The organism is Neorhizobium sp. T6_25, from assembly GCF_002968555.1.
Lineage (GTDB): Bacteria > Pseudomonadota > Alphaproteobacteria > Rhizobiales > Rhizobiaceae > Neorhizobium.
Genome location: NZ_PVBL01000001.1, coordinates 309,110 through 329,557 on the forward strand (window position 1 = coordinate 309,110; position 20,448 = coordinate 329,557).

The following is a 20,448-nucleotide window of genomic DNA, read 5'->3' on the forward strand; positions in this document are numbered from 1 at the left end:
GTGGATCCGGAAGGCGTGGCTGTCTCATCGGCTAACCAGGCACCAGCGTGACTGACGGTGCGACCGCGGCGCATCACTCCCCGATGCGCCCGCAATCCCCTCCCCGTAAGACGCCCCCGCTCGAGAGGCGGGGGCGTCCTCAGTCATTCAGCTGCCAGAAGCTGCTCAACCCGGCCGATGCCGGCAGCTTCAAAGGCTGCAAATATCTCAGCTTCGGCCTTTTCGCCGAGGTTCTTCAGCGGCTCGCGGATGGTGGCATGGTCAAGCACACCACGATGGACAAGCCCAAGCTTGAGGGCGACGGTGCCTTCCATATGGGAACCACGGTGGTAGACGGCACGGGTGACCGGAAGGAGACGTTCGAAGATCCGACGGGCTTCCGGATAGTTCTGCGCCTTTCCTGCCTTGATCAGGTCAATCAGCAGCTCCGGTGTGATATTGCCGTAGCCGACAAGCAGGCCGTCGACATCGAACATGGTCGGCAGCAGCCATTCGTCATGGCAGCTCAGGATCTGCAGGTTCGGGTTGGCCTTCTTGAGTTCCGGAATCTCGACGTACCAGCGCTTCATGTTTCGAACGCCGTTTTTGGTGGCGACGACGCCATCCTGGGTCGCGATCGCAAGCTGGGTGTCCAGGTCATAGGAAGCCTTGGTGGCATCCGGGTACTGGAACAGGATGCACTGCAGGCCCGATTCCTCCCAGATCGCCTTGTAGCGATCCTGCGGGGCGCCTTTCTGGAACCCGAAACGCAGCCAGCCGTGGTTCGGATAAACAAGTGCACCCGTCGCGCCGGCAGACTTGCACTTTTTGGCTTCTTCAGCGGCGACCTTGGTGCCCTCGCCGGTGATGCCAGCAATGATTGGAACCCGACCATCGACGGCTTCGACATAGGTGCGGATCAGCTTCAGGCGCTCTTCCTCGGTCAGGAACGTACCCTCGCCGGCATGGCCAAGGATAACCAGGCTCTTGACGCCGTCCATGCCTGCAAGCCATTTGGCGATACGGGCATTGGCCGGATAATCGACCTCTCCGTCGCGGGTAAACGCGGTAACGGGTGCCGGGCTCAGACCTCTCAGATCCATCGTTGGCATAGGTTTTCTCCTCCTAGATAGCCGCTGTCCGCCTTCGTGATCAGCGATGGGATCGTTAATGGGAACGTTCCCACTATCGTTTCCGATTTTACTGGAGTCAACATTTTTTTTGTTGCATGGTTGGTGCGTTGATCGCGAGAACGCCGCAGATGGAAAAAAGCGAAATGGAATCAAAGCCCGAAGAAGCGAGCCGTCAGACACGGGTGACCATCCTTGATGTTGCGTCGGCAGCTGGCGTTTCGAAATCCACGGTATCGCGCATCCTCGATGAACGACTTCCCCGATCCGACAACGAAACCTCGCGCCGCGTCCGGAAAATCGCCGAGGACATGGGTTATGTCAGAGATGTCTCCGCGGCGAGCCTCCGACGCGGCAACACGATGACGGTTGGCGTGATCGTGCCCCGGCTGACCGATACCGTCATGGCAATGCTTTATGAAGCCCTGGCAAAAGCGTGCAGCAAAAGTGGCCGCTTCGCGATTGTCGCAACGACAGATGACAAGCCCAAGGCCGACAGACTTGCTGCCGAGTCTCTTCTGAAACGAGGCGTCGACGGCTTGATCCTTTCGACTGCACGCGAGGATGACGACTTTCCCGACGAGCTGGGGGCCCGAGGCGTACCGTTTGTCCTGGCGTTGCGTACCGATGGACGGAGCCTGTCTTCGGTTGGCGACGACCGGCTGGGGGGATATCTGGCGACGCGCCACCTCCTGGATCTCGGTCATCGTCGTATCGGAGTAATTGCCGGTCCTTCATATGCCTCCAGCTCGCGCGGGCGCGTCGAAGGCTATAGGCAGGCACTGGAAGAGGCCGCTATCTCGGTCCGCCCGGATTGCATTGTGCCGTCGACCTTCGGGATCGACGCCGGAGCGGATGCGGCCCTGGAGCTCATGCGCCTCGAAGATCGCCCGACGGCGATCTTCGCCGTGAACGACAACACCGCAATCGGCGCTCTTTCCGGCCTGTCACGCCTAGGAATATCCGTACCCAACGATGTTTCAGTCGTCGGATACAACGATATCCCGATCGTCAGTCATCTTCCGACCCCGCTCACGACACTGCGCGTCCCCTTCGAGCAGATTGCTTCAAACGCTTTGGATCTGCTCACAAGCGGTGCCACTTCGGCTGACGATCGAATCCGCATTTCGGCACCGACCCTCATACCCAGAAAATCGTCCGCCAGGCCCAGGTCTTGAAGGACGTTGAACTATTGCCCTCCTGATCGCTTGGCAAGACGGCAGCGCCGTGCGCCGGCCATTCAATGGAAGCGCCGCTCCGACTGCCGCATCTGGATGGGACCAAATTCACGCTACCTGCCTCCATCGTGCCCCGACTTTCATGCCCACTATAACCATACGAGCGGCATCCTCCGCCGCCCGCGCAAGCAGTTTTGGCGCGAACGAAATGGCATCTTCCAACGAGCAAGGTCTGCTCAATATCGAGGCGAAGGCATCGATACCGTGCTCGAAATTGAGCCGTACGCCCTTTCCGATGGTCCCGGCGAGCGCGATGACAGGCACACCGGCGCTTTTTGCCCGTGCGGCCACTTCGGCCGGCACCTTTCCAAAAGGGGTCTGCCCGTCAAGACTGCCTTCCGCGGTGATGACCAGGTCGGCCTGCCGGATGAAACGGTCGAGCTCCAGATATTGCATGACGATGTCGTAGCGTGGGTGCAGCCTGCCGCCGAGGAGACCGAGGACCGCGGCACCGAGCCCGCCCGACGCGCCAGAGCCGGGCGCCAGGCCGACATCGAAACCCGTCGAGCTTTGGATAGCGCCGGCATACGTCTCCATCGCCGCGGCCAGCAGTTCCACCTGTTCCGGCGTGGCTCCCTTCTGTGGTCCAAAGATCCGCGCGACGCCCCGCTCGCCGAGAAGCACATTATGCCAGTTCACGGCAGCGTCGACGCGCACACGGCCAAGGCGCGGATCTCGGCCGCTCACATCAATTGCGGCGAGGCGGGTAAGTGCTGCGCCGCCACGAGGCAAAGCCTCGCCCGACACGTCAAGAAGCCGGATACCGAGTGCTTCCGCCATACCGGCGCCGCCGTCATTGATACCGCTGTCACCGCAGCCAAGAAGGATGCGGTGCGCGCCCCTGTCAAGCGCGGCGCGGACGAGTTCGCCAACGCCGTAGCTTGTCGTTAGGCAGGGATTGCGCTGGTCGCGCGGCACGAGGCTAAGTCCGGCGGCGGCAGCCATCTCGATCACGGCAGTTGGCTCGCTGTCGCCGCCCAGGAAGCCGAAATGTGCCTCGACCGGATTGTTGACCGGACCGGTCACCGTCAGATGATGCAGGGTGCCGCAGGTCGCCTTAATGAGCGCCTTGGTAAACCCCTCGCCGCCATCGACCATCGGCGCCTTGAGGACGGTTGCGCCGGGAAGGGCGCGCAGGACGCCAGTCTCGATGCAATCCGCTGCCTGATCGGCCGAGAGGCTTTCTTTGAACCCGGAGGGCGCGACGAGAACCGTGAATGTCATGGGGTGTTCCTTCCATTGTGACAAGGATGTGACGGGGGAGGAACGGGGCAGAACCTAGTCTATTCCGGCAGCGTCAAAATAAATTAGCCGACTAACAAAAAGGCCGCACGCTGCGGCCTTTCCCTTGTGTTGTCCCGACATTCAGTGCAGCGGCAGGCCCTGCAGCGGCCAGGCGAGCGTGGCAAAGACCACAATCAGCGCGAGGAACGGAACGATCAGCAAACCGGCAAACCGGATCAGGTCGGCTTGTCCGAAAGGCGGCGGATCCATGGCGGCAAATAGCGCCACCGGCTTGGCGGAGACCATCAGCGTCTGACAAAAGCCGCTTCCCAGTGTGACAACCATCACCAGATTGAGCGGATCAACACCGAGGGCTGCGGCGGGCAAGGCAAGCGCAGGTATGAGGACGGTTACCCTCGCCGTGCGCGAGGTGATGACGAGATGCGAGAGCGTCGAGACGATTGCTGCGAAGGCAATGATCAGCGCAGGCCAGGTGCCAATGCCATTGCCTGCAAGCCCAACCACCCGCTCGGCCAGCACCTGTGCCGTCCCCGTCTCGAGCAACGCCTCGCCGATGACGAGCGTGCCGGCCAGGAAGAGCAGGAGGTTCCACTCCACGGCCTTGAGAGCTGTTTTCAACGGCAGGCCGGAGACCCTTTGGTTGGCCATTAGAAGGGCAGCGGCGATGCCAATGAGAGGCGTGCCGATGCCGTGCATGGGCTGGGCCGCGAAGAGGAGGATCATTGCGCCGGTGATGGCGAGAACAGTCCATTGCTGGGGTGTCAGGGAGGTGGGAGTTTCGTCGGCGATCGGCTTCGCGATCGCCATCGCCCGCTCGTCCGCGGTAAGGAAAAGGCGCAGCAGCACCGCGCAGGCGCCGAGCGAACACAGCAGCGAGAACGGGCCGGCCAGCGCGATCCAGCCCAAAAAGCCGGGACTTTGCCCGCGCAGGTGCTCCATCATGCCGGCGGCGACGAGATGGGCGCCGGCACCGATCAGCGACGCTCCAGCGGAAAGCAGGATGACCGAGGGAAAAAGCAGCGCGAGCGCCAGGTTGACCCGCGCATTGCCGATCGCCGCAGCGAGGCCGAGATAAACGGGCGCCAACATCGCCGCTCGGGCCGAGGTCGAGGGAATGATGAAGGCGGTGGCGAAGATCAAGAAGGTGAGCGCCCAGAACAAGCCCTGCACGGTCCCGAACCGTGCGAGCAGCCGGCGGATGATGTGTTCGATCACGCCGACCTGCCGCAGCACACCGGCAACGACGAACGCCGCCAGCATCAACCAGACGATTTCATTACCGAGGGAGCGATAGAGCACGTCCTCGTCGATCGCGCCGAAGACAGCCAGAACCCCGGCACCGGCGAGTGCAACGGGCGTATCCGGTAGGTCGAGAATGGTCCAGGCGGTCGTCGTTGCGACGAAGACAGCGAGCGTCAGCCGCATGGGCATGGTGAGGCCGTCAATTGCCAGGAAGATCAGCATGGCGCTGAACGTGAGCACGATTGCCGCCGCGATCTGCTTGACGCGGGTAAGCGGTACCATGCGCTCCAAGGTCGGAGACGGTTCCCCACGCCGATCGGCGTGGGGTCCGGGAGGGGCGATTGCATAAAGGGCCATCATACCCTCCTTTCAGTCTCTCAGGCTGCGGTTCAGTCGTCGTCCGACGACGAATTCGAAGAGGAATTGGAAGAAGAATTCGAATTCGAGTTGCTCGATGAGTTAGACGAGCCGTTCGAACTGGAATTGCTCGACGAATTGGAATTGCTGTTGGAGTTCGAGTTCGAGCTGGAATTGCTCGAGGAATTCGACGAGCTGTTGGAATTGCGGTTCGAGCTCCAGCCACCGCGCCGATCGTCATCCCGACTGCGGCTGTAGCGGACGTGGCTCGCCGCGTTGCTGCGCGTCATTTTCTGCAAAAAGCGATGCACCGGGTCGTCGGCGACAGCAGGTGCAGGCGCTGTGGCGCCGATCAACAGGAACGCGCTCAGGGCTGAGATGAACTTCTTCATGGCAGTTCTCCTTTGAGGGACAGCCTCGTTGGCTGCGAGTGAGAAACGGCACCGGGCGCGGATTATTCCAGGTAAAACAGAATATTTTTCAACGCGATAGGCCATATACGGGGGTCCACGCGGCACCGCCGCCGCTGTGCGAGCCAGCGACGGGCAGATCGGGCGGTCCTCGTAGAAAGGTCATCGCTGGGCGCGGGCGAACCGGCGATACCAGCCATCGGCGGCAAGCGTCTTGCGCAAGATTGTCTTTCGCACAGTGCCCTCGGCAGCGCTTTCGGCGCGGATATCGGCGGCGAGGTCGGATGTCTCGCGGCGGAAGGGGATAACCTGGACGATCGGCGTGCCACGTTCCAGCACATGCAGGCCGTCCTCGCCGGTGGCGAAGAAGGGGAAGTGAATTTCCGATTGGTAGGTGTCTGTGTCGACGACGCCTGCGACGACCTCGAAGACACCGTTCGGGCGGTTGAGCGGCGGCACGAACAGGCAACTCCAGCCGGGTGGAGTGCGGATGGTCCAGTAGTTGTGGAATTTACAGGGCGGCATTGAATCACGCGGATGGCCGGCGACCTGATGGCCGGCGTGATTGCTGACCATCGTCCGGTCGAAATCCCAACCGCAATCGACGTCCTTACCGTCAGCAGAAATTTCCAGCCGGACAGTGGCTGACAGGCCGATTACCCAGCCAGCGGCCATGGCGTCGAGGAACGGCATGCAGCGCTTCACCGTCAGGCCGCTGTTTGTGGGGGAGACATGGGCGTGGTCCACCGGTGGAAGCTTCCGGAACCAGTCCGGGAGCGCCGTTTTTGCCCGAATCGGCGGCGGGATCACTCCTTCGTCTTCCTTGCGGCACGAAAAGATCAGTCGGGGCTGTGGCTTCCTCAGAAGGGTAAGTGCCATGGCGGTTCTCCTCATGAATTGATGCGAGAAGAACGACGCCGGGAGAGATTTATTCCTGATTTGCGAAAATAATCGTCAGGGTGCGAGGGCCGCTCGCTCCTCTTCGGCCGACAGCGGTGTACCGGCCTGGATCGACGAAAGATATGCATCGATCGTTTCTTGCGAGGAGGCCGGCACATAGCCCTCGGTTCTCGCAGATGTCAGCGCGAGCTGTGTCACCCAGGCTTGATCCTGTCGGCAGGCGATGGAGAGCGTGCTGCTCGACGGTTGCTTCAATTCGTACTCGCGGCAGAGAGAGCCGTTTTTGTCGCGAAAGGTGGCGATGATATGCAGCATCTCCCCGGACCCGAGCGCGATATCCCGACCGGACGCTTCGCGGTCCAGCACCGCGGCGACCTGGGCGCTGGAATTCATCGTGGATGGGTACAGATTGAGGCCTACTGTGAAACCGACAACACCCGTGATCACCAAAACAATACCTGCCGCCAAGGGCATGACCCAGCGGTGCTCTGCCCAGCGCTTCACCTGCGGCCTCGGGCGCAAGTCCACAACGTTGCTGGCTTCGGATTGCCTGCCTTGCGCTTCCTCCGCTATACGGCGCACCGATGCCAGCAGCGCCTCCGGCAACGGCTCGTCGATCAACGGCTTCAACGCGCTGGCGACCAGCAGGCGGCTTTCGAGGAACACAGCCAGCCGCTCGGCCAGTGCCTCGTCCGCTGCAAGGGCTGTTTCAAGCCTGACGCTTGTCGCCTCGTCGAGCTCGCCGTCAGCGAACGCCATCAATGTCTCGTCGTCAAAATCATATCGGGTCATACGATGCCGCCTTTCGCATCGGACGAACGTCGTTCCCCGAAACTTATTCCTGTCAGCTCTGCAAGATTTTTTCGTGCCCGGGCGAGACGGCTCATCACAGTTCCAATCGGGATCGACAGCACTTCGGCTGCGTCGTGGTAGCTCAGCTCTTCGACACAGACCAGCACCAGCACTTCGCGCTGTTCGTCTGGCAGCTTCTGTAGCGCAGCGGTGACGTGGAGCAGGTCCAAGCGAGCAAGTGATGCGGCTTCGCCGGATGGAACGGAGATCCCGCTTGCTTCCTCCAGGTCGGCTTGGGGACCGGCCGTTTTTTGTCGCCTCAGATGGTCGATCCACAGATTGCGTAGAATGCGAAACATCCACGCGTCGAACCTGCTGTCGGGCGCAAAACTGTCAGCGGCAAGGATCGCGCGCTCGCACGCCGCCTGCACCAGATCGTCGGCAAGCTCCCTCGAGCGGCAGAGCGATATCGCAAACCGTCTCAGGTTCGGCAGGAAGGCAACCAGCCGTTCCGGTACTGTCTGCATGTCGGTGGCCATCCCACTTTTTTGCATGGCAGGGAATAAGCTGTCGAGTCAAACGTACTTCCGGGAAAGTTTAATCGGAAGCGGCTTCGCAGTCTGAGAAACTGGATCGGGAAAGCTGCCACGGAGACAGATCATGCTGCTCATAGTCATAGTAAAATCATTGCGCTGCCTTGTTGCCGTCATCACCGTGGGAGCAATCATGGCCATGCCCCTGCCCTTGAGCGAAGTTCTATTCACCATTCCCGCCGCGCTTGCCGATGACGACGATGGAGATGACGATGGTGGCGACGATGACGGCGGCGGTGAACGTGGAGGACGCGGTGGCAGCGACGGATATTATCGTGGTGGAGGCGGATTAAACGACCTACGTTCGCTCTTTCGCTGGCCTTCCCGCGAGCGCCGTGCACCCGCGAGCGGTGCAATCCCAGTGCCAGTACGTTCGCAAAACGAGCTTGTCGCGATGGGCCTTGAGGAAGCCGCTATCACCGGGTTGATCCAGGAGGGGTTCGTCCTTGAAGATCGCACCCAGGTTTCGATCATTGGCAGCGAAATGGTCCGGCTTACCGTGCCGCGTAACATGACGCTCGATGCAGCGCGTGCTGCAGTTGTTGCTCGCAGCGCGACGGCGTCGGTCGATTTCAACCACTTCTATCAGCCGCAAACGGAAAACGGGGGAGGCTGCACAGGGCATGGCTGTGCCCTTGTCCGCGAGATCGTTGGTTGGCCGGCTGGCGAAGTCGCGGGATGTGCGAAGCAACACCGCATCGGTCTCATCGACACGGCGATCAATATCGACCACATGGCCCTGATGAATACCCGGCTGGAGGTCATTCGTCTCGGTAACGAGGAGGAGACGAAATCCGGGGCGCAGCATGGCACTGCTGTCGCCGCCCTTCTGGTCGGCGCCTCAGACAGTCGGGTTCCAGGCCTGCTGCCGGGAGCCGAGCTCATCGCCGTCGATGCCTTTCGGCGATTTGGCAGATCGGCGGATATTGCCAGCACGTATGATCTCGTGCGCGCGCTCGATCTGCTAAGCCAACGTGACGTCAAGGTCGTCAACCTGAGCTTGACCGGTCCGGCAAACGCGCTGCTGGAGAAGTCAGTGGAAGCGGCGACCGCCCGCGGCATGATCCTCGTGGCGGCCGCCGGCAATGACGGTCCAAATGCCAAGCCCGTTTACCCTGCGGCCTATGGTGATGTGATTGCCGTGACGGCGGTCGACAAGGCGCGCAACCCTTATCGACGCGCCGTTCGTGGCGACCATATCGACATTGCTGCTCCCGGCGTCGGCGTCTGGACCGCCGCGTCCATTTCCGGAGCCCGGCAGAAAACCGGAACATCCTTCGCCGCACCCTTCGTAACGGCAGCAGTCTCGATGTTAATTGCTGAGGAGCCAAATATGTCGCTTGAAAGACTGGAAGCAAAGATAAGTCAATTGACCGACGACATCGGGGAGCCCGGGAAAGACCCTGTGTTCGGTTGGGGTCTCCTAGACGCAAGCGGGCTTTGCAAAGGCAACGGCGAGATCAAGCCGTCCGCACTATGAGCCCCAGCGTCGTCGCTCGTGTCCTTCGGGCGGGAACGGCTGGAACGCGGAGCAGAGAAATTGCGGCATTTCAGCCGCGCGCGGCAACTGTGGACTCACGGGCCATGCCAACCGAAAAGATTACGCGGGCGAGATGGCAGCGCCCTACTAGGCCCTGCCAAAGATTGAGGACCAAAAGCGCTCCGGCGGACACAGGAAAGGCTCTAAGCCAGACGGCGACGGGAACTCTCCTATCTGCGAAGGGTAAACGCAGCGCGAAATGCCTCGAGGGCACCCTCCGGATCGTCCTTTGCAAAAGCCTCCATGCCGACGGGCCCGCGATAACCCATCTCGTGGAGCGCGCGCGCTATCATCGGATAATTGACCTCGCCGGTACCTGGCTCGCATCGACCGGGCACATCGGCCACCTGCACCTCGCCGATCCACGGGAGGCAGGCACGGCAGGTTTCGATCAGGTTCCCCTCGCCGATCTGCACGTGATAGAGGTCGAGGTTGAGGCGTAGACGCGGATGGTTGACCGACGCGACCAGAGCCAGGGTATCCTCGGCACGTCCGAACGGCGTGCCGGGATGGTCGACCGGCAGGTTGAGGTTTTCCAGTGTGAAGACAACATTTTCCTCCTCCGCCATGTCTGCGATGCGGCAAAGCGTGTCCCTTGCCTTCAGCCACATCCGTCCTGTCACCACATCGCTGGGTCGGGCCGGGAGCCCGCCCTCGCCAAGCCCGGTTCCATGCAGGTTAAGACGCGCGACGCCGAGCCGCTTGCCGACCATAGCCGTCTCGCGCGCGGAACGCAGCAGCTCGTCGGCGCCCTCGTCGTCGGCAAGTCGGCCGGTAAGATAGCCATTCATGATCGAAAACGTGGCCCCCGATCTCTCCAGCCTGGCGAGATCGTGGTCCGGCCAGTTCCATAGACCGACTTGAAAGCCCAGGTCGGCCAGCCGCGCGCAGCGCCACTCGATCGGCTTGTCGCGCCAGAGCATTTCCGCGCAGGCGGCAAGCGTGAAGGGTTGATCCATGTTTACTCTCTCGAATGTTGTGGGGCGAAAGAAGGTGCGTCTTCAATCAGGCTCGGCGCTGCCGCAGGCGAAGTCGGCAACCGTGCCGGATGCCGACGACATCACGCGCTCCCTTCACGTTTTCTGGCTTTCGATGCGGATCACAGCGCCATTCGAGGCAGCCATAGCGTGAATGACCTTCTCGATGTCCAGCCCTTGGGCGAAATCGGGACCTGAGTTCCGACCGCCAGCGATCGCCACCAGCAGGTCGCGCGCCTCGACCACCTTCTGCTCGTTGAAGCCGAAATTGTGTCCCGGCGCCGGACAGAAGGCGGTAAAGTCCGGCTGCCCGGGTCCGGTCAGATGACGCACGAAGCCGGCCTCGCCAACTCGATGCACCCACAATTCGTTCATGTTCTCCTGATCGAACACGATCGTGCCGTCGCTGCCATGCACTTCCCATTGCAGCCGGCACTTGCGGCCCCGCGCCACGCGGGAGGTGGCAAACGAACCCTGAGCACCCGAGGCGAAGCGCAGGAGCGCCAGAGCACTGTCCTCGTTCTCGACCCGTTTCGGCCCATCCGGAGAGGGGCGCGTGGGGATGGTGACCTGGGTCTGGGCGACCACATCGGTGACCGGCCCCATCAACGCCAGCATATGGCTCACGAGGTGGCAGCCAAGGTCGCCGAGTGCGCCCAGTCCGCCACCCTCGTGAGTCATCCGCCACGACCACGGGAGGAGCGGGTCGGCCGAATAGTCTTCATCATAGACGCCGCGGAAGGCGACCGCCCGCCCGATCGCGCCGTCGCGGATCAGGCCACGCGCCGCCTGGAAGGCCGGGCTCCTGAGATAGTTGTAGCCGAGGATGGTCACCTGGCCCGGATATGCGGCCGCCGTCGCCGCCATCGCCTCGGCGTCTGCGAGCGTTAGCGCCATCGGTTTTTCCAGCCACACGTGCTTGCCGGCCCTGAGCGCCGCCTCGGCCATCGGGCGGTGCATCCCGTTCGGGGCTGTGATCGAGACGATGTCAACCTTCGAATCGGTTACCGCTTCCTCCCAGCGCGCGGAGGCGCGGGCAAAGCCGAACTGGCGGGCAAAGGCCTCGGCACTCTCCGGCGTGGCATCCGACAGGATCTCAAGCCGGTGATGCGCGCCGCCGAATACCGCGGCGACGTTGCGCCAGGCCATGGCGTGGCACTTGCCCATGAAGCCCGTACCGATGAGGGCGACCCCGAGCGGAGTTTGAGGCAGTGAAGATTTATCCATTCGGGCTACCTCAGATCGTTCCGCCGAGCGAGCCTTCGAGCTCGGCCATTTCCTGGCCGCCGGCCATCAGATCCTGCAACTGGGCGGCAGTGATTTCGCCGCGCGTAGCGGTGCCGAGCGTCTGCCCGCGGTTGAGCACGGTGAAGCGGTCGCCCACGGCAAGCGCATGGCGGACGTTGTGGGAGATGAACACGACGCCTATTCCCTGAGCACGCACGCGCTTGATGGTCGCAAGCACATTGGCGGTCTGTCGCACCCCAAGCGCCGAGGTCGGCTCGTCGAGGATCAGCACCTTGGCTCCGAAATAAACGGCACGCGCAATCGCCACCGTCTGCCGCTCGCCACCCGAAAGCGTGCCGACCGCCTGGTCGGGACCGCGCAGGTTGATGCCCATCTTGCGCATTTCTGCCATGGTGATCTCGTTGGCGGCGTCGATATCGAAGCGCTTGAACAGGCCCCGCCCCTTGGTCGGCTCGCGTCCCATGAAGAAGTTGCGAGTGACGGACATCAGCGGGATCATTGCCAGATCCTGGAACACCGTGGCGATGCCGGCCTCCATGGCGTCGCGCGGGCTGTCGAAGGAAAGCGGCCTTCCCTCGAAAGTGATGGAGCCTTCGGTCGGCTTGTGCACGCCCGACATGGTCTTGATGAAGGTCGACTTGCCGGCACCGTTGTCGCCGAGCAGGCAATGGCATTCCCCGGCGAGCAGGTCGAAGGTCACGCCATTGAGCGCGATGACGTTGCCATAGTGCTTTTTGATGTTTTCCATATGGATGATAGGGGCGGACATCTCAGCGCTCCCCGGTCACACGTCGGCGGATGACGTTGTTGAAGATCACGGCGAGCAGCAGCATCGAGCCGAGGAACACCTGGAACCAGTCCTGATCGAAGCGGGTATAGGTCAGCCCGATGGTGACCATGCCGAAGATGATCGCACCGAAGAAGGCACCGATCGCGGAACCGTAGCCGCCGGTCAGGAGGCAGCCGCCGATGACCGCGGCGATGATCGCTTCGAACTCCTTCATGAAGCCGCGGCGGGCATCCGTGGAACCGGCATCGATCACAGTGATGATGGCAACGAGCGCGGCGGCCATGGCCGTCAGCATGAACAGCGAGATCTTGACCCGACGTACGGGCACACCGGAATTCTGCGCCGCCAAGGCGTCACCGCCAGTGGCGAAAATCCAGTTGCCGGCCGGCGTGCGCAGCAGGACATAGGTTGCGACCAGCGCGAAGACGATAAACCAGATAATCTCGACCGGGATGCCCGGCACCTTTGGCACGCCGGATTTGAAGCTGTCGACAAGACCCGCCTTTGCCATCCATGTCAGAATAAATCCAAAGGCATCGCCGGAAAAGATCGGCGCCAGGAAATCGCCCTCGACCGCTTCGCGGATACCGCGCAGCTGGGTCGAACCGCCGGTGAAGATTTTCAGGCCGACCAGTGATGCGCCCCGCAGCACGAAAAGACCGGCCAGCGTCACGATGAAGGAAGGCAGCCCGGTGCGCAGCACGATCAGCCCGTTGGTCACGCCAAGTGCCGCGGCGAGCCCCATCGTCAATGGTATCGCGATGATGAGCGGCATGCCGACATTGACGACGAAGACGCCAAAGACCATGCCCGCAAAGGCCACCATCGAGCCGATCGACAAATCGAATTCGCCGCCGATCATCAGCATGGCCGCGGCGATGCCGAGAATGCCAAGCTGTGCGGCCGGGGTCATGAAGTTCATGATCCCGGATAGCGTGAACATGGTGCGGTCTGCGGTCAGGAAAAAGAACACGGTGACGAGAACGACCCCTCCGATCGCCCCCAGTTCCGGCCGCTTCATGAGTTTCGTTGCGAAGGACTCGGTTTTGATCCGTTCGTCCGCTCGCGCCAGCGTTTCTGTCGACATTGACCTGTCTCCTGATCGGTGGCCGAGCCGCGACGTGGAACGCTGCGGCCCGGCAATCAACTGCGGTTAACGGATGCCCTTGGCCGAAAGATCGATGACCTTGGCGGCAGCCTCCTTGGTAACGAGGTTCGGTCCGGACGGAACGTCGCCGCCTGGAACAAGGCCATACTGCGCATTGAGCGCGAGGAAGGCGACCGGCAGATAGCCCTGCAGGAACTGCTGCTGGTCGATTGCGAATGCCGCCTTGCCGTCCGCGATGAACTTGAGAAAGCCGGCCGAAAGGTCGAAGGTGGAGATCAACACGCCGTTGCGTCCGACCGCCTGCGCCGCCTTGACGCTGGGCTCGCCAACGAGCGAGGCGTTGAGTGCCAGGATTACATTCAAGTCCGGATCGGACTCCAGCGCTGCGCGCACCTTGGCTTCGACTTCCGCCGGATCGTTGGAGGTCGGGAGCACCTTGACTGCCTTGCCAAAACCCTCCTTGAAGCCGGCGCAACGCAGGTCGAGCGAAACGTTGCCGACTTCCTGGTTTACGCAAATGGCCTTTTTGCCGCCGAGCTCGGCAAGCTTCTGGCCGGCGATCTTTCCGGCGTCGAATTCCGATTGACCGACATGCAGCAACGCACCGAGTTTATGCGCGACATCCGAACCGGAATTCATGGAAATGACCGGAATGCCGGCGGCAACTGCGCGCTTGATCGCCGGACCCAGCGCGTCGCCATCAGGAATCGAGACGACGAGGCCATCGGGGTCCTGGTTGACCGCGGCGTCGATCATCTGGCCCATCTGGACCATGTCGAAGGTCTCCGGCGAGCGGAACTGGACTTTAACGCCTGTGTCCTTGGCCGCCTTTTCGACGCCGTTTTTCACCACCGACCAGAACGGATCGTTCGCCTGCCCGTGAGCAACGACGATGATGTCAGTTGCAAGGGCCGGACCGGCCATGGCGACTACCGCGGCGATGGCGACGGATGCTAATAATTTCTTCATGCTAACCTCCCGATTAAGTCCCCTTGGACGTCACTCCCGTACGTCCATTCCTCCGGCCAGGCAGGCCGGAACCGAAAGCCGGCGGCGACACCTCCCGTGCGCCGCGGCAATGCGTGCACGATGGCCACGGCCACCGCGCTGATGTTTTAAGGCGCCAGATCGACCGATTGGCCAGACCGTGCCGATTGGGTCGCAGCCTCGGCCATCGCCAGCGCCGCAACGCCGTCCGCCAGCGGGACCGGGATGGGGGCACCGTCGAGAATGGCGTGCAGGAAGGCATCCCATTCCGCAGCATAGGCGCGCATATAGCGCTCTAGGAAAAAGAACTCTGGCTTGGCGCTTGTCACGCCGGCCTTCGTCGCCTTGGACACCGTGTTTTCGAGCACGTTTGCCGCCGACAGCAGTCCCTCAGCGCCCAGCAACTCGACGCGCTGGTCATAACCGTAGACGGCGCGGCGGCTGTTCTTGATAACTGCGATGCGCCCGTCGGCGTAGGTCAGCGTCACGACGGCGGTATCGACGTCGCCGGCCGCGCCGATTTCGGCATCGACAATCGACGTGCCAGTCGCGTGAATGGTCTTCGGCGCGTCTCCCATCAAGAAATTCGCCATGTCGAAGTCGTGGATCATCATGTCGCGAAACAGTCCGCCCGACACCTTGATATAGCTGACCGGCGGCGGAGCCGGGTCGAACGAGGTAATCGAAAGCAATTCCGGCTTGCCGACTTCGCCGGCGTCCAATGCCGCCTTGACCCTTGCGAAATTTGGATCGAAGCGGCGATTAAAGCCGATCATGACCGGAACGCCGGTGGCCGAAGCCACCGCCAAGCATGCCCGGGCCCGTTGAAGCGAGAGGTCCACCGGCTTTTCGCAAAGTACGGCTTTGCCGGCCCTCGCGGCCTCCTCGATCAGGTCGGAATGGGTATCGGTAGAGGTCGCGATCAGCACTGCGTCGATCGAGGTGTCCTTGAGGATCGCCTCGGAACTGAGTGCCTTCGCACCGTAGGAGCTGGCCAGAGATTGCGCAGCCTCTTCGTTGACGTCCGACACGGCGACCAGTTCGCTCCTGGCATGACCGGCAATATTAATGGCGTGCACACGGCCAATACGGCCGGCACCGAGCAGTCCAATTCTCAGCACTGACATCCTCCTGAAAGCGGCCTCCCGCTGCCTTGAAACGGACTATCTCTACATTTGCTCGCGCGAGCAAGAAAAATCTGCTCCCGCGAGCAAAAAAGATGGGATAAAGGAAAAAGGCGCTATCAATGGAGGCTAAAGCAATACAAAACAGAGTCGGGAGATCGGAATGCCAAACGAAAAGAGACCCCCTTTTGCCGAAAACGTCACGGCGGACGATGTCGCAATCGCCGCAGGCGTGTCGCGCTGGACGGTCAATCGCGCCTTCCGCAAAGATGCATCCATCTCGCCGAAAAGCCTCCAGAAGGTGATGGTTGCGGCAGAACGCCTCGGCTATCTGCCTGATCTGCGTGCCGCAAGCCTCGCCTCGGACAGATCCAACCTGGTAGCGCTGCTGATCGACGACTTCGCCAATCCGCACAAGCTGGTCATGATGGAGCACCTCACTCGTATCCTGCGGCGCGAGGGCTGGGACATCCTGCTGGTAAATACGCTGAACAGAGACGATGCTGGCCATGCGCTTTTGAATGCAAGCCAGCGGCGCGTCGACGCGGTAATCCTGATCGGCATCCAGTTTGACGACGACGTGCTGGAAACCGCGCTCCAGGCTCGCCGCTTCCGCAAGCTGATCGTCTTCGCCCGTAGTTCGGAGAATCCGAACACCATCTCGATCGCGGTCGATGATGTCGGAGCAATGACAGAACTGGCGCGTTACGTGCATCAACGCGGATACCGGCGCCCTCTATTCCTTGCTGGGCCGCAAAGCTATTCGGCACATCTGCTCCGGAAAGAAACATTCCTGGAATACTGGGGGAAACATTTCTCGTTCCAACCCGAGTCGGTGACGGTTCCTGCCTATGATCCCGCGCTGGCCGGAACTATCATGATGGAAACGCTAAGCCGTCGAGGGCCATCAGAATTGCCGGATGTAATCGTCTGCGAGAATGATGCACTCGCAATGGGGGCAAGTGACGTTATTCGGCACAAGCTGGGACTGGAAATTCCCAAGGATATCGCCATTACAGGCTTTGACGACGTGCCCCAGGCGGACAATCCAAACTACCGCCTCACCACCTATCGGCAGCCCCTTACGGAAATGGTTGAATACCTCGTCAAAGTTTTGGCGGATCCGGAAGAACGGGATCTCAATCGCCTTTTTACGGGAAGACTGATACCGCGACACAGCGCTTAGACCCCACGGTCTCTAGTAAGCATGCGGGTCATAACCCCTAATTACGCCCCATGGCGATCGACGTCCACGGCTCCAGATGATCCCAGAATGGGACAAACTCCATCCTTTCCGCGGGGTCGCTCGTGATAAGTAAGCAGACTGGGTCCGACCTGTCCGATTTCTTCGGTCATTTCGCGTCCACGCGCTAATCGAGCAGTTTCCGCTTGCGTAAATAGTCTAGATACTTTGGCTCGGAATCCTCAAAAATCTCCTCGCCTTCTGCCATATACGCCCGCAGAAGCGGATCCGTAGACTCTTCCAGTCGACCAAGGTCATAGAGGCACGTCCCGATGCCAAGTTGCACGAAGCCGTTCGCATAACCGTCAGCCCTGGCGGCGGCTTGGTGGAAGGAGGAGAGCGCTTCCTCCGTCTCGCCTTTCTGCTGTTGCGCATCGCCGATAGAGGCATAGAGCCACATCGTGGCATCCCATTTCTGTCTTGGCTCCGGTAGGAGAGTCAGGGCCGAGCGCCAGACCGCAATCGCACCATCGGCATTGCCCGCATCCAGCATATCGTTTCCCTGTTCCGACAAATCGGTGACGCGGTCATGAATTTCATCCGGAAGTTCTTCTTCCATGTCACAGTTCTTTCTGCGCGCGTTCCTTCAGATAAAACTCGAGATAGGACATATCTTCGCCGGCAAACCCCTCACGTCCATAAAGCTCGTGAACCTTGGCAAAGATGTCATAGGCCTCAAAAGTCAGACCGAGCTGATAGAGCGAGCGGCCCTCCAGCATCAGTACAAGATGGTCGCGATGCTCGGGATCGTCGTACATCCGATAGGTCGTATCGATCCATTGCTTGACACCTGCAGCATCCCCCACAGCGGCATATTTCGTAACCAAGCTGCGCGACATGATCTGCGGATAGAAATCCCATTGCTCCTGTGGAGCAGGCAAAAGCGACCATGCCGAAAGACCAAGTGCGATCGATTCCGATACATTGCCCTCGCGGTTTTTTGCTCCCGCCTCTCGCAACACACCATCGATCTTCTCGGCCAGATCGGTGCGCAGGGTTTTCTTCTCCCTCATGTAGCTCCTCATTGCGTTAAGGGGGGCAGATAGAGATGAGGTCTGCCCGCCGAAAGCTGATGCATAGCAACATCGCCCACGGCGGGATTTATCCAACTTTTAATTCAGCGTCGCCATTGTGTGAGACCGAGAATCTGAAAACTGTTCCAGTATCGCCGAGGCCAAGTTCCTGAAAGCTCCCCGATCTACAGGGGGGCGAAGCGCACCCATAACCGATTTTCGTCCGCCTGTTCGGGTCAACGGCGCCTTACCCTATGCGGCGAACAGGCACCACATCACTCGGGGTAATCTTCATCAGGCTGAACTCGTCAAGTTGAGCAAGAATGCTGAAGTGTTCGAGCGCCGACAAGCGCTTGATGTTCTCAACCCGTTGAAGCGGACCAAATGCCCCGGATATTGCCAAAGCCGGCACGAAGCCGAAGCATTCGCCTTTCTTGAGCGCTCCGTAGGCGGCAACGCAGCGATCGAACATTGGCTCGCCGTTGACATCCAGGAAGTCCGCATCCTCGCGATCCGGTACCATTCCGCTTGCCACATGATCGGCTGAGGCCTTCTGCTGCCAGCCGGGGATCGTCAGCGGCGGGCAATATAGGGTTCCCAACGGCAGCTCGATATCGACTTCGAAGAACTTTGGAGACCAGCATCGCAACCGGCCAAAAGCCGTATACCCAACGACATGGCATTCATGATGATTGAAGTCCGGGTCCGCCTTGAATATCAGCGCCAGAACGCTCTTGAAGTCTTCAGGGTCGCAAAGCTGAAAAAGGCCCCCGTGAAATGAAGGAAACCCATATTCCGATATGAATTCGACCAGGGATGCGGGGTATATTTCGGACAGGCGGGAAATGACCGCTGGATCAGGCTTTTCTCCCGCAAGGGCCGGGTTGTATTTGTCCAGGTAGTATTTGAAATTTTCGTGCATCTCGAAGCCCTATTCGCAAACCTTCAACTCGACATTCATTTTTTCGCCAGATCGACCGGAATTTCGCATCTGTTCGGCCTCCTCTTTCAGAGAAGCCGCCCGGCTCTTCTGAGTCCACTGATTTCCTATGTAGGAGTTTACCTCCGAATCGCCCAGTACAGGATTGCCTGCCGCATCGGTGGAAAATATCGCCGGATTTCCGCCTGCAATCATATCCAGAAAATGAGTGGCCGCTTTGCCCTCGACCGCGTCGGCGATCTGTGCCTCTGTCTGGCCCTGCGAGCGCAGATACTGCTTATACAGGTTTCGATGTTTTTGCTGGAGATACGGCTGCCGAAGAGCTTCGGTACCGCCGGCCTTGTCCAATACCCAATGGGAATAGGCCATGTCGTCGGCGGTCATGTTGTTGTTGATATAGTCCATCTGCTCGGCAAGCTGCCGCTTGTATTCCTCCGTTTTGCCTTTCAGTTTGTCGGGCACGTCGAAGCATTCCACCTGGAATCTCCGGGTGACCCGCCCGCCATCCTTGCCGTCTGCGTTTTCGCCTTGATTGTGACGCTGGGGAACGTTGGCGTCATCGACCGCGTCTTCCGCGCGTTCTGCTTTATGGATCGCGCTTGCCGCGTCGCCCGCCTCCTCGAGTGCTTCGCCGGCTTCCTTCAAGGCCTTGATCTTTTTGCCCGGAGAAAAAATGCTCGCAAGCACGCCGACGCCAGCGCCGGCAGCACCGGCTACGCCGTGTTTCTCGTAGCCCTGCTCGACGCTATCAATGGCCCCTTCGACCTGATCGACGGCCCATCCGCCGGCGGATTTCGCACTTCCGATAGGGTCATTAACGACCTGCTCGCCGACATTCAGGAGGCCGGACCCTATGTTCTGCGCACCCTGCCAAAGTTCGGCGCCGGTCGGGATGCTGTCATAGGCACCTTTTACATCATCAAGGAACTGCGACGGGTTTTCGAACCACTGGCCGGCTTTTTTCACAGCCCCGTCCAGAAGCGCCGCTTCGTCCGATGTTGCCGTCATTCCGCTCCAAAAATCGCCGGCCGCCTGTTCGTACCACGCCTTGTCCTGCCCGTCCGTCGCGTTGGGCGGCGGCTGGATATCCGTTGCACGAACGTAGCAATATTCGCCATCGGTATTGCCATTGTTGAGCGTGCAGAGGTCTGCATGGCGCTGGACAGGCTTTCCGTTGACGGTCAGGATCGGCGAAGAGGTAACCGGCTCGACCACATCCCCGACCGTCCCGGACTTGCATCCGAGCCCGACCCCCGGCTCATCGCCGTAGCAGCGCGAAAACTTCGATTCGTGATGTTTGATGCGCTCGCCGTTGGCAAAGACGTCCGGCGAATAATTGGTGTCGTCGTCGGCCTTGCCCCAAGCCGGAAAGGGACAGGGTTTGTCCGGAGCCCGGCAGACATCCGGCGAAAGACTGAGTGCCAGCGCGTCCTTGTTGTCCGGTATGATTTCGGGCGGCGCGGGCGCGGGCGCGGCGGGACGCGGCTGGCTTGCCGGCTTTTCCTCCTCTTTCTTGGGAGGCGGCCAAGGACCGTCGTAGTAGAGCATCGGACTGCGGCCATCCGGCGCCTTGGTGATCAGCGTGCCCGATA

The 20,448-nt window shown here is 60.8% G+C and carries 20 protein-coding genes; 4 read left to right on the top strand and 16 right to left on the bottom strand.

The annotated features are described in order from the left end of the window. Nucleotides 1-143 precede the first annotated feature (143 nt). The gene (locus C5L10_RS01395; protein ID WP_172716863.1) at nt 144-1,091 is read right to left on the bottom strand and encodes a dihydrodipicolinate synthase family protein; all 948 of its coding nucleotides are present in this window, start codon (nt 1,089-1,091) and stop codon (nt 144-146) included. Between the two features lie 164 nt (nt 1,092-1,255). Between C5L10_RS01395 and C5L10_RS01400 the strand changes: the two genes are divergently transcribed. Next, a complete protein-coding gene (locus C5L10_RS01400; protein ID WP_105428358.1) occupies nt 1,256-2,287 on the top strand; it encodes a LacI family DNA-binding transcriptional regulator in 1,032 nt (343 codons plus the stop codon). 108 nt (nt 2,288-2,395) lie between these two features. Here the strand turns inward: C5L10_RS01400 and C5L10_RS01405 are convergent, their stop codons facing one another. Beyond that, nucleotides 2,396-3,571, bottom strand: coding sequence for a glycerate kinase (locus C5L10_RS01405; RefSeq protein ID WP_105428199.1), 1,176 nt, complete (start codon nt 3,569-3,571; stop codon nt 2,396-2,398). Nucleotides 3,572-3,712: 141 nt separating this feature from the next. After that, nucleotides 3,713-5,191 (bottom strand): SLC13 family permease, encoded by a 1,479-nt coding sequence (locus C5L10_RS01410; RefSeq protein WP_105428200.1) that lies wholly within the window; start codon nt 5,189-5,191, stop codon nt 3,713-3,715. 66 nt (nt 5,192-5,257) lie between these two features. Between C5L10_RS01410 and C5L10_RS33465 the strand changes: the two genes are divergently transcribed. Beyond that, the gene (locus tag C5L10_RS33465; RefSeq protein WP_172716864.1) at nt 5,258-5,449 is read left to right on the top strand and encodes a hypothetical protein; all 192 of its coding nucleotides are present in this window, start codon (nt 5,258-5,260) and stop codon (nt 5,447-5,449) included. A gap of 314 nt (nt 5,450-5,763) precedes the next feature. Here C5L10_RS33465 and C5L10_RS01420 read toward each other — a convergent pair whose 3' ends face one another. From C5L10_RS01420 to C5L10_RS01430, 3 genes are all read right to left on the bottom strand, one after another. Continuing rightward, a complete protein-coding gene (locus tag C5L10_RS01420) occupies nt 5,764-6,480 on the bottom strand; it encodes a DUF6065 family protein (RefSeq protein ID WP_105428201.1) in 717 nt (238 codons plus the stop codon). Nucleotides 6,481-6,555: 75 nt separating this feature from the next. Beyond that, entirely contained in the window at nt 6,556-7,293 is a 738-nt protein-coding gene (locus C5L10_RS01425; protein WP_105428202.1) for a hypothetical protein, read from the bottom strand. Then, nucleotides 7,290-7,832 carry an RNA polymerase sigma factor gene (locus tag C5L10_RS01430; protein ID WP_105428203.1) on the bottom strand — a complete coding sequence of 181 codons (543 nt, stop codon included), beginning with the start codon at nt 7,830-7,832 and terminating at the stop codon, nt 7,290-7,292. Before C5L10_RS01430 ends, C5L10_RS01425 begins: the two co-directional genes overlap by 4 nt. A 121-nt stretch (nt 7,833-7,953) precedes the next feature. On the opposite strand from C5L10_RS01430, the gene C5L10_RS01435 reads away from it, so the two are divergent. After that, nucleotides 7,954-9,366: a S8 family serine peptidase gene (locus tag C5L10_RS01435; RefSeq protein ID WP_245447888.1), complete on the top strand. Its 1,413-nt coding sequence runs from the start codon at nt 7,954-7,956 to the stop codon at nt 9,364-9,366. 230 nt (nt 9,367-9,596) lie between these two features. Here the strand turns inward: C5L10_RS01435 and C5L10_RS01440 are convergent, their stop codons facing one another. The 6 genes from C5L10_RS01440 to iolG all read right to left on the bottom strand — a co-directional run bounded on the left by C5L10_RS01440 (nt 9,597) and on the right by iolG (nt 15,657). Beyond that, complete coding sequence (locus C5L10_RS01440) at nt 9,597-10,385, bottom strand: TIM barrel protein (protein ID WP_105428205.1); 789 nt, start codon at nt 10,383-10,385, stop codon at nt 9,597-9,599. A 114-nt stretch (nt 10,386-10,499) separates the two neighbouring features. After that, nucleotides 10,500-11,630, bottom strand: coding sequence for a Gfo/Idh/MocA family protein (locus tag C5L10_RS01445; RefSeq protein WP_105428206.1), 1,131 nt, complete (start codon nt 11,628-11,630; stop codon nt 10,500-10,502). 10 nt (nt 11,631-11,640) lie between these two features. Next, nucleotides 11,641-12,420: an ATP-binding cassette domain-containing protein gene (locus tag C5L10_RS01450; protein WP_105428207.1), complete on the bottom strand. Its 780-nt coding sequence runs from the start codon at nt 12,418-12,420 to the stop codon at nt 11,641-11,643. A 1-nt stretch (nt 12,421) separates the two neighbouring features. Further along, nucleotides 12,422-13,528: an ABC transporter permease gene (locus C5L10_RS01455; protein ID WP_105428208.1), complete on the bottom strand. Its 1,107-nt coding sequence runs from the start codon at nt 13,526-13,528 to the stop codon at nt 12,422-12,424. Between the two features lie 66 nt (nt 13,529-13,594). Next, entirely contained in the window at nt 13,595-14,518 is a 924-nt protein-coding gene (locus tag C5L10_RS01460; RefSeq protein WP_046665562.1) for a sugar ABC transporter substrate-binding protein, read from the bottom strand. A 146-nt stretch (nt 14,519-14,664) separates the two neighbouring features. Further along, complete coding sequence (gene iolG / locus C5L10_RS01465) at nt 14,665-15,657, bottom strand: inositol 2-dehydrogenase (RefSeq protein WP_105428209.1); 993 nt, start codon at nt 15,655-15,657, stop codon at nt 14,665-14,667. Nucleotides 15,658-15,823: 166 nt separating this feature from the next. Between iolG and C5L10_RS01470 the strand changes: the two genes are divergently transcribed. Then, complete coding sequence (locus C5L10_RS01470) at nt 15,824-16,846, top strand: LacI family DNA-binding transcriptional regulator (protein WP_105428210.1); 1,023 nt, start codon at nt 15,824-15,826, stop codon at nt 16,844-16,846. Between the two features lie 184 nt (nt 16,847-17,030). On the opposite strand, the gene C5L10_RS01475 is transcribed toward C5L10_RS01470, so the two are convergent. The 4 genes from C5L10_RS01475 to C5L10_RS01490 form a co-directional block, all read right to left on the bottom strand. Then, nucleotides 17,031-17,462: a tetratricopeptide repeat protein gene (locus C5L10_RS01475; protein WP_105428211.1), complete on the bottom strand. Its 432-nt coding sequence runs from the start codon at nt 17,460-17,462 to the stop codon at nt 17,031-17,033. 1 nt (nt 17,463) lies between these two features. Further along, the gene (locus tag C5L10_RS01480) at nt 17,464-17,916 is read right to left on the bottom strand and encodes a hypothetical protein (protein ID WP_105428212.1); all 453 of its coding nucleotides are present in this window, start codon (nt 17,914-17,916) and stop codon (nt 17,464-17,466) included. A 247-nt stretch (nt 17,917-18,163) separates the two neighbouring features. Further along, nucleotides 18,164-18,838 carry a GAD-like domain-containing protein gene (locus tag C5L10_RS01485; protein WP_105428213.1) on the bottom strand — a complete coding sequence of 225 codons (675 nt, stop codon included), beginning with the start codon at nt 18,836-18,838 and terminating at the stop codon, nt 18,164-18,166. A 9-nt stretch (nt 18,839-18,847) separates the two neighbouring features. Continuing rightward, nucleotides 18,848-20,404 carry a PAAR-like domain-containing protein gene (locus tag C5L10_RS01490; protein WP_172716865.1) on the bottom strand — a complete coding sequence of 519 codons (1,557 nt, stop codon included), beginning with the start codon at nt 20,402-20,404 and terminating at the stop codon, nt 18,848-18,850. Nucleotides 20,405-20,448 lie beyond the last annotated feature (44 nt).

What these genes read in the sequence shown, in the direction of transcription:
- C5L10_RS01445 (WP_105428206.1), bottom strand. Translation starts at nt 11,630, where the DNA reads ATGGATAAATCTTCACTGCCTCAAACTCCGCTCGGGGTCGCCCTCATC.
- C5L10_RS01470 (WP_105428210.1), top strand. Translation starts at nt 15,824, where the DNA reads ATGCCAAACGAAAAGAGACCCCCTTTTGCCGAAAACGTCACGGCGGAC.
- C5L10_RS01435 (WP_245447888.1), top strand. Translation starts at nt 7,954, where the DNA reads ATGCTGCTCATAGTCATAGTAAAATCATTGCGCTGCCTTGTTGCCGTC.
- C5L10_RS01455 (WP_105428208.1), bottom strand. Translation starts at nt 13,528, where the DNA reads ATGTCGACAGAAACGCTGGCGCGAGCGGACGAACGGATCAAAACCGAG.
- C5L10_RS01475 (WP_105428211.1), bottom strand. Translation starts at nt 17,462, where the DNA reads ATGGAAGAAGAACTTCCGGATGAAATTCATGACCGCGTCACCGATTTG.
- C5L10_RS01405 (WP_105428199.1), bottom strand. Translation starts at nt 3,571, where the DNA reads ATGACATTCACGGTTCTCGTCGCGCCCTCCGGGTTCAAAGAAAGCCTC.
- C5L10_RS01410 (WP_105428200.1), bottom strand. Translation starts at nt 5,191, where the DNA reads ATGGCCCTTTATGCAATCGCCCCTCCCGGACCCCACGCCGATCGGCGT.
- C5L10_RS01460 (WP_046665562.1), bottom strand. Translation starts at nt 14,518, where the DNA reads ATGAAGAAATTATTAGCATCCGTCGCCATCGCCGCGGTAGTCGCCATG.
- C5L10_RS01450 (WP_105428207.1), bottom strand. Translation starts at nt 12,420, where the DNA reads ATGTCCGCCCCTATCATCCATATGGAAAACATCAAAAAGCACTATGGC.
- C5L10_RS01480 (WP_105428212.1), bottom strand. Translation starts at nt 17,916, where the DNA reads ATGAGGGAGAAGAAAACCCTGCGCACCGATCTGGCCGAGAAGATCGAT.
- C5L10_RS01430 (WP_105428203.1), bottom strand. Translation starts at nt 7,832, where the DNA reads ATGGCCACCGACATGCAGACAGTACCGGAACGGCTGGTTGCCTTCCTG.
- C5L10_RS01420 (WP_105428201.1), bottom strand. Translation starts at nt 6,480, where the DNA reads ATGGCACTTACCCTTCTGAGGAAGCCACAGCCCCGACTGATCTTTTCG.
- C5L10_RS01485 (WP_105428213.1), bottom strand. Translation starts at nt 18,838, where the DNA reads ATGCACGAAAATTTCAAATACTACCTGGACAAATACAACCCGGCCCTT.
- C5L10_RS01440 (WP_105428205.1), bottom strand. Translation starts at nt 10,385, where the DNA reads ATGGATCAACCCTTCACGCTTGCCGCCTGCGCGGAAATGCTCTGGCGC.
- C5L10_RS01490 (WP_172716865.1), bottom strand. Translation starts at nt 20,404, where the DNA reads ATGCTCTACTACGACGGTCCTTGGCCGCCTCCCAAGAAAGAGGAGGAA.
- C5L10_RS01400 (WP_105428358.1), top strand. Translation starts at nt 1,256, where the DNA reads ATGGAATCAAAGCCCGAAGAAGCGAGCCGTCAGACACGGGTGACCATC.
- C5L10_RS01425 (WP_105428202.1), bottom strand. Translation starts at nt 7,293, where the DNA reads ATGACCCGATATGATTTTGACGACGAGACATTGATGGCGTTCGCTGAC.
- C5L10_RS01395 (WP_172716863.1), bottom strand. Translation starts at nt 1,091, where the DNA reads ATGCCAACGATGGATCTGAGAGGTCTGAGCCCGGCACCCGTTACCGCG.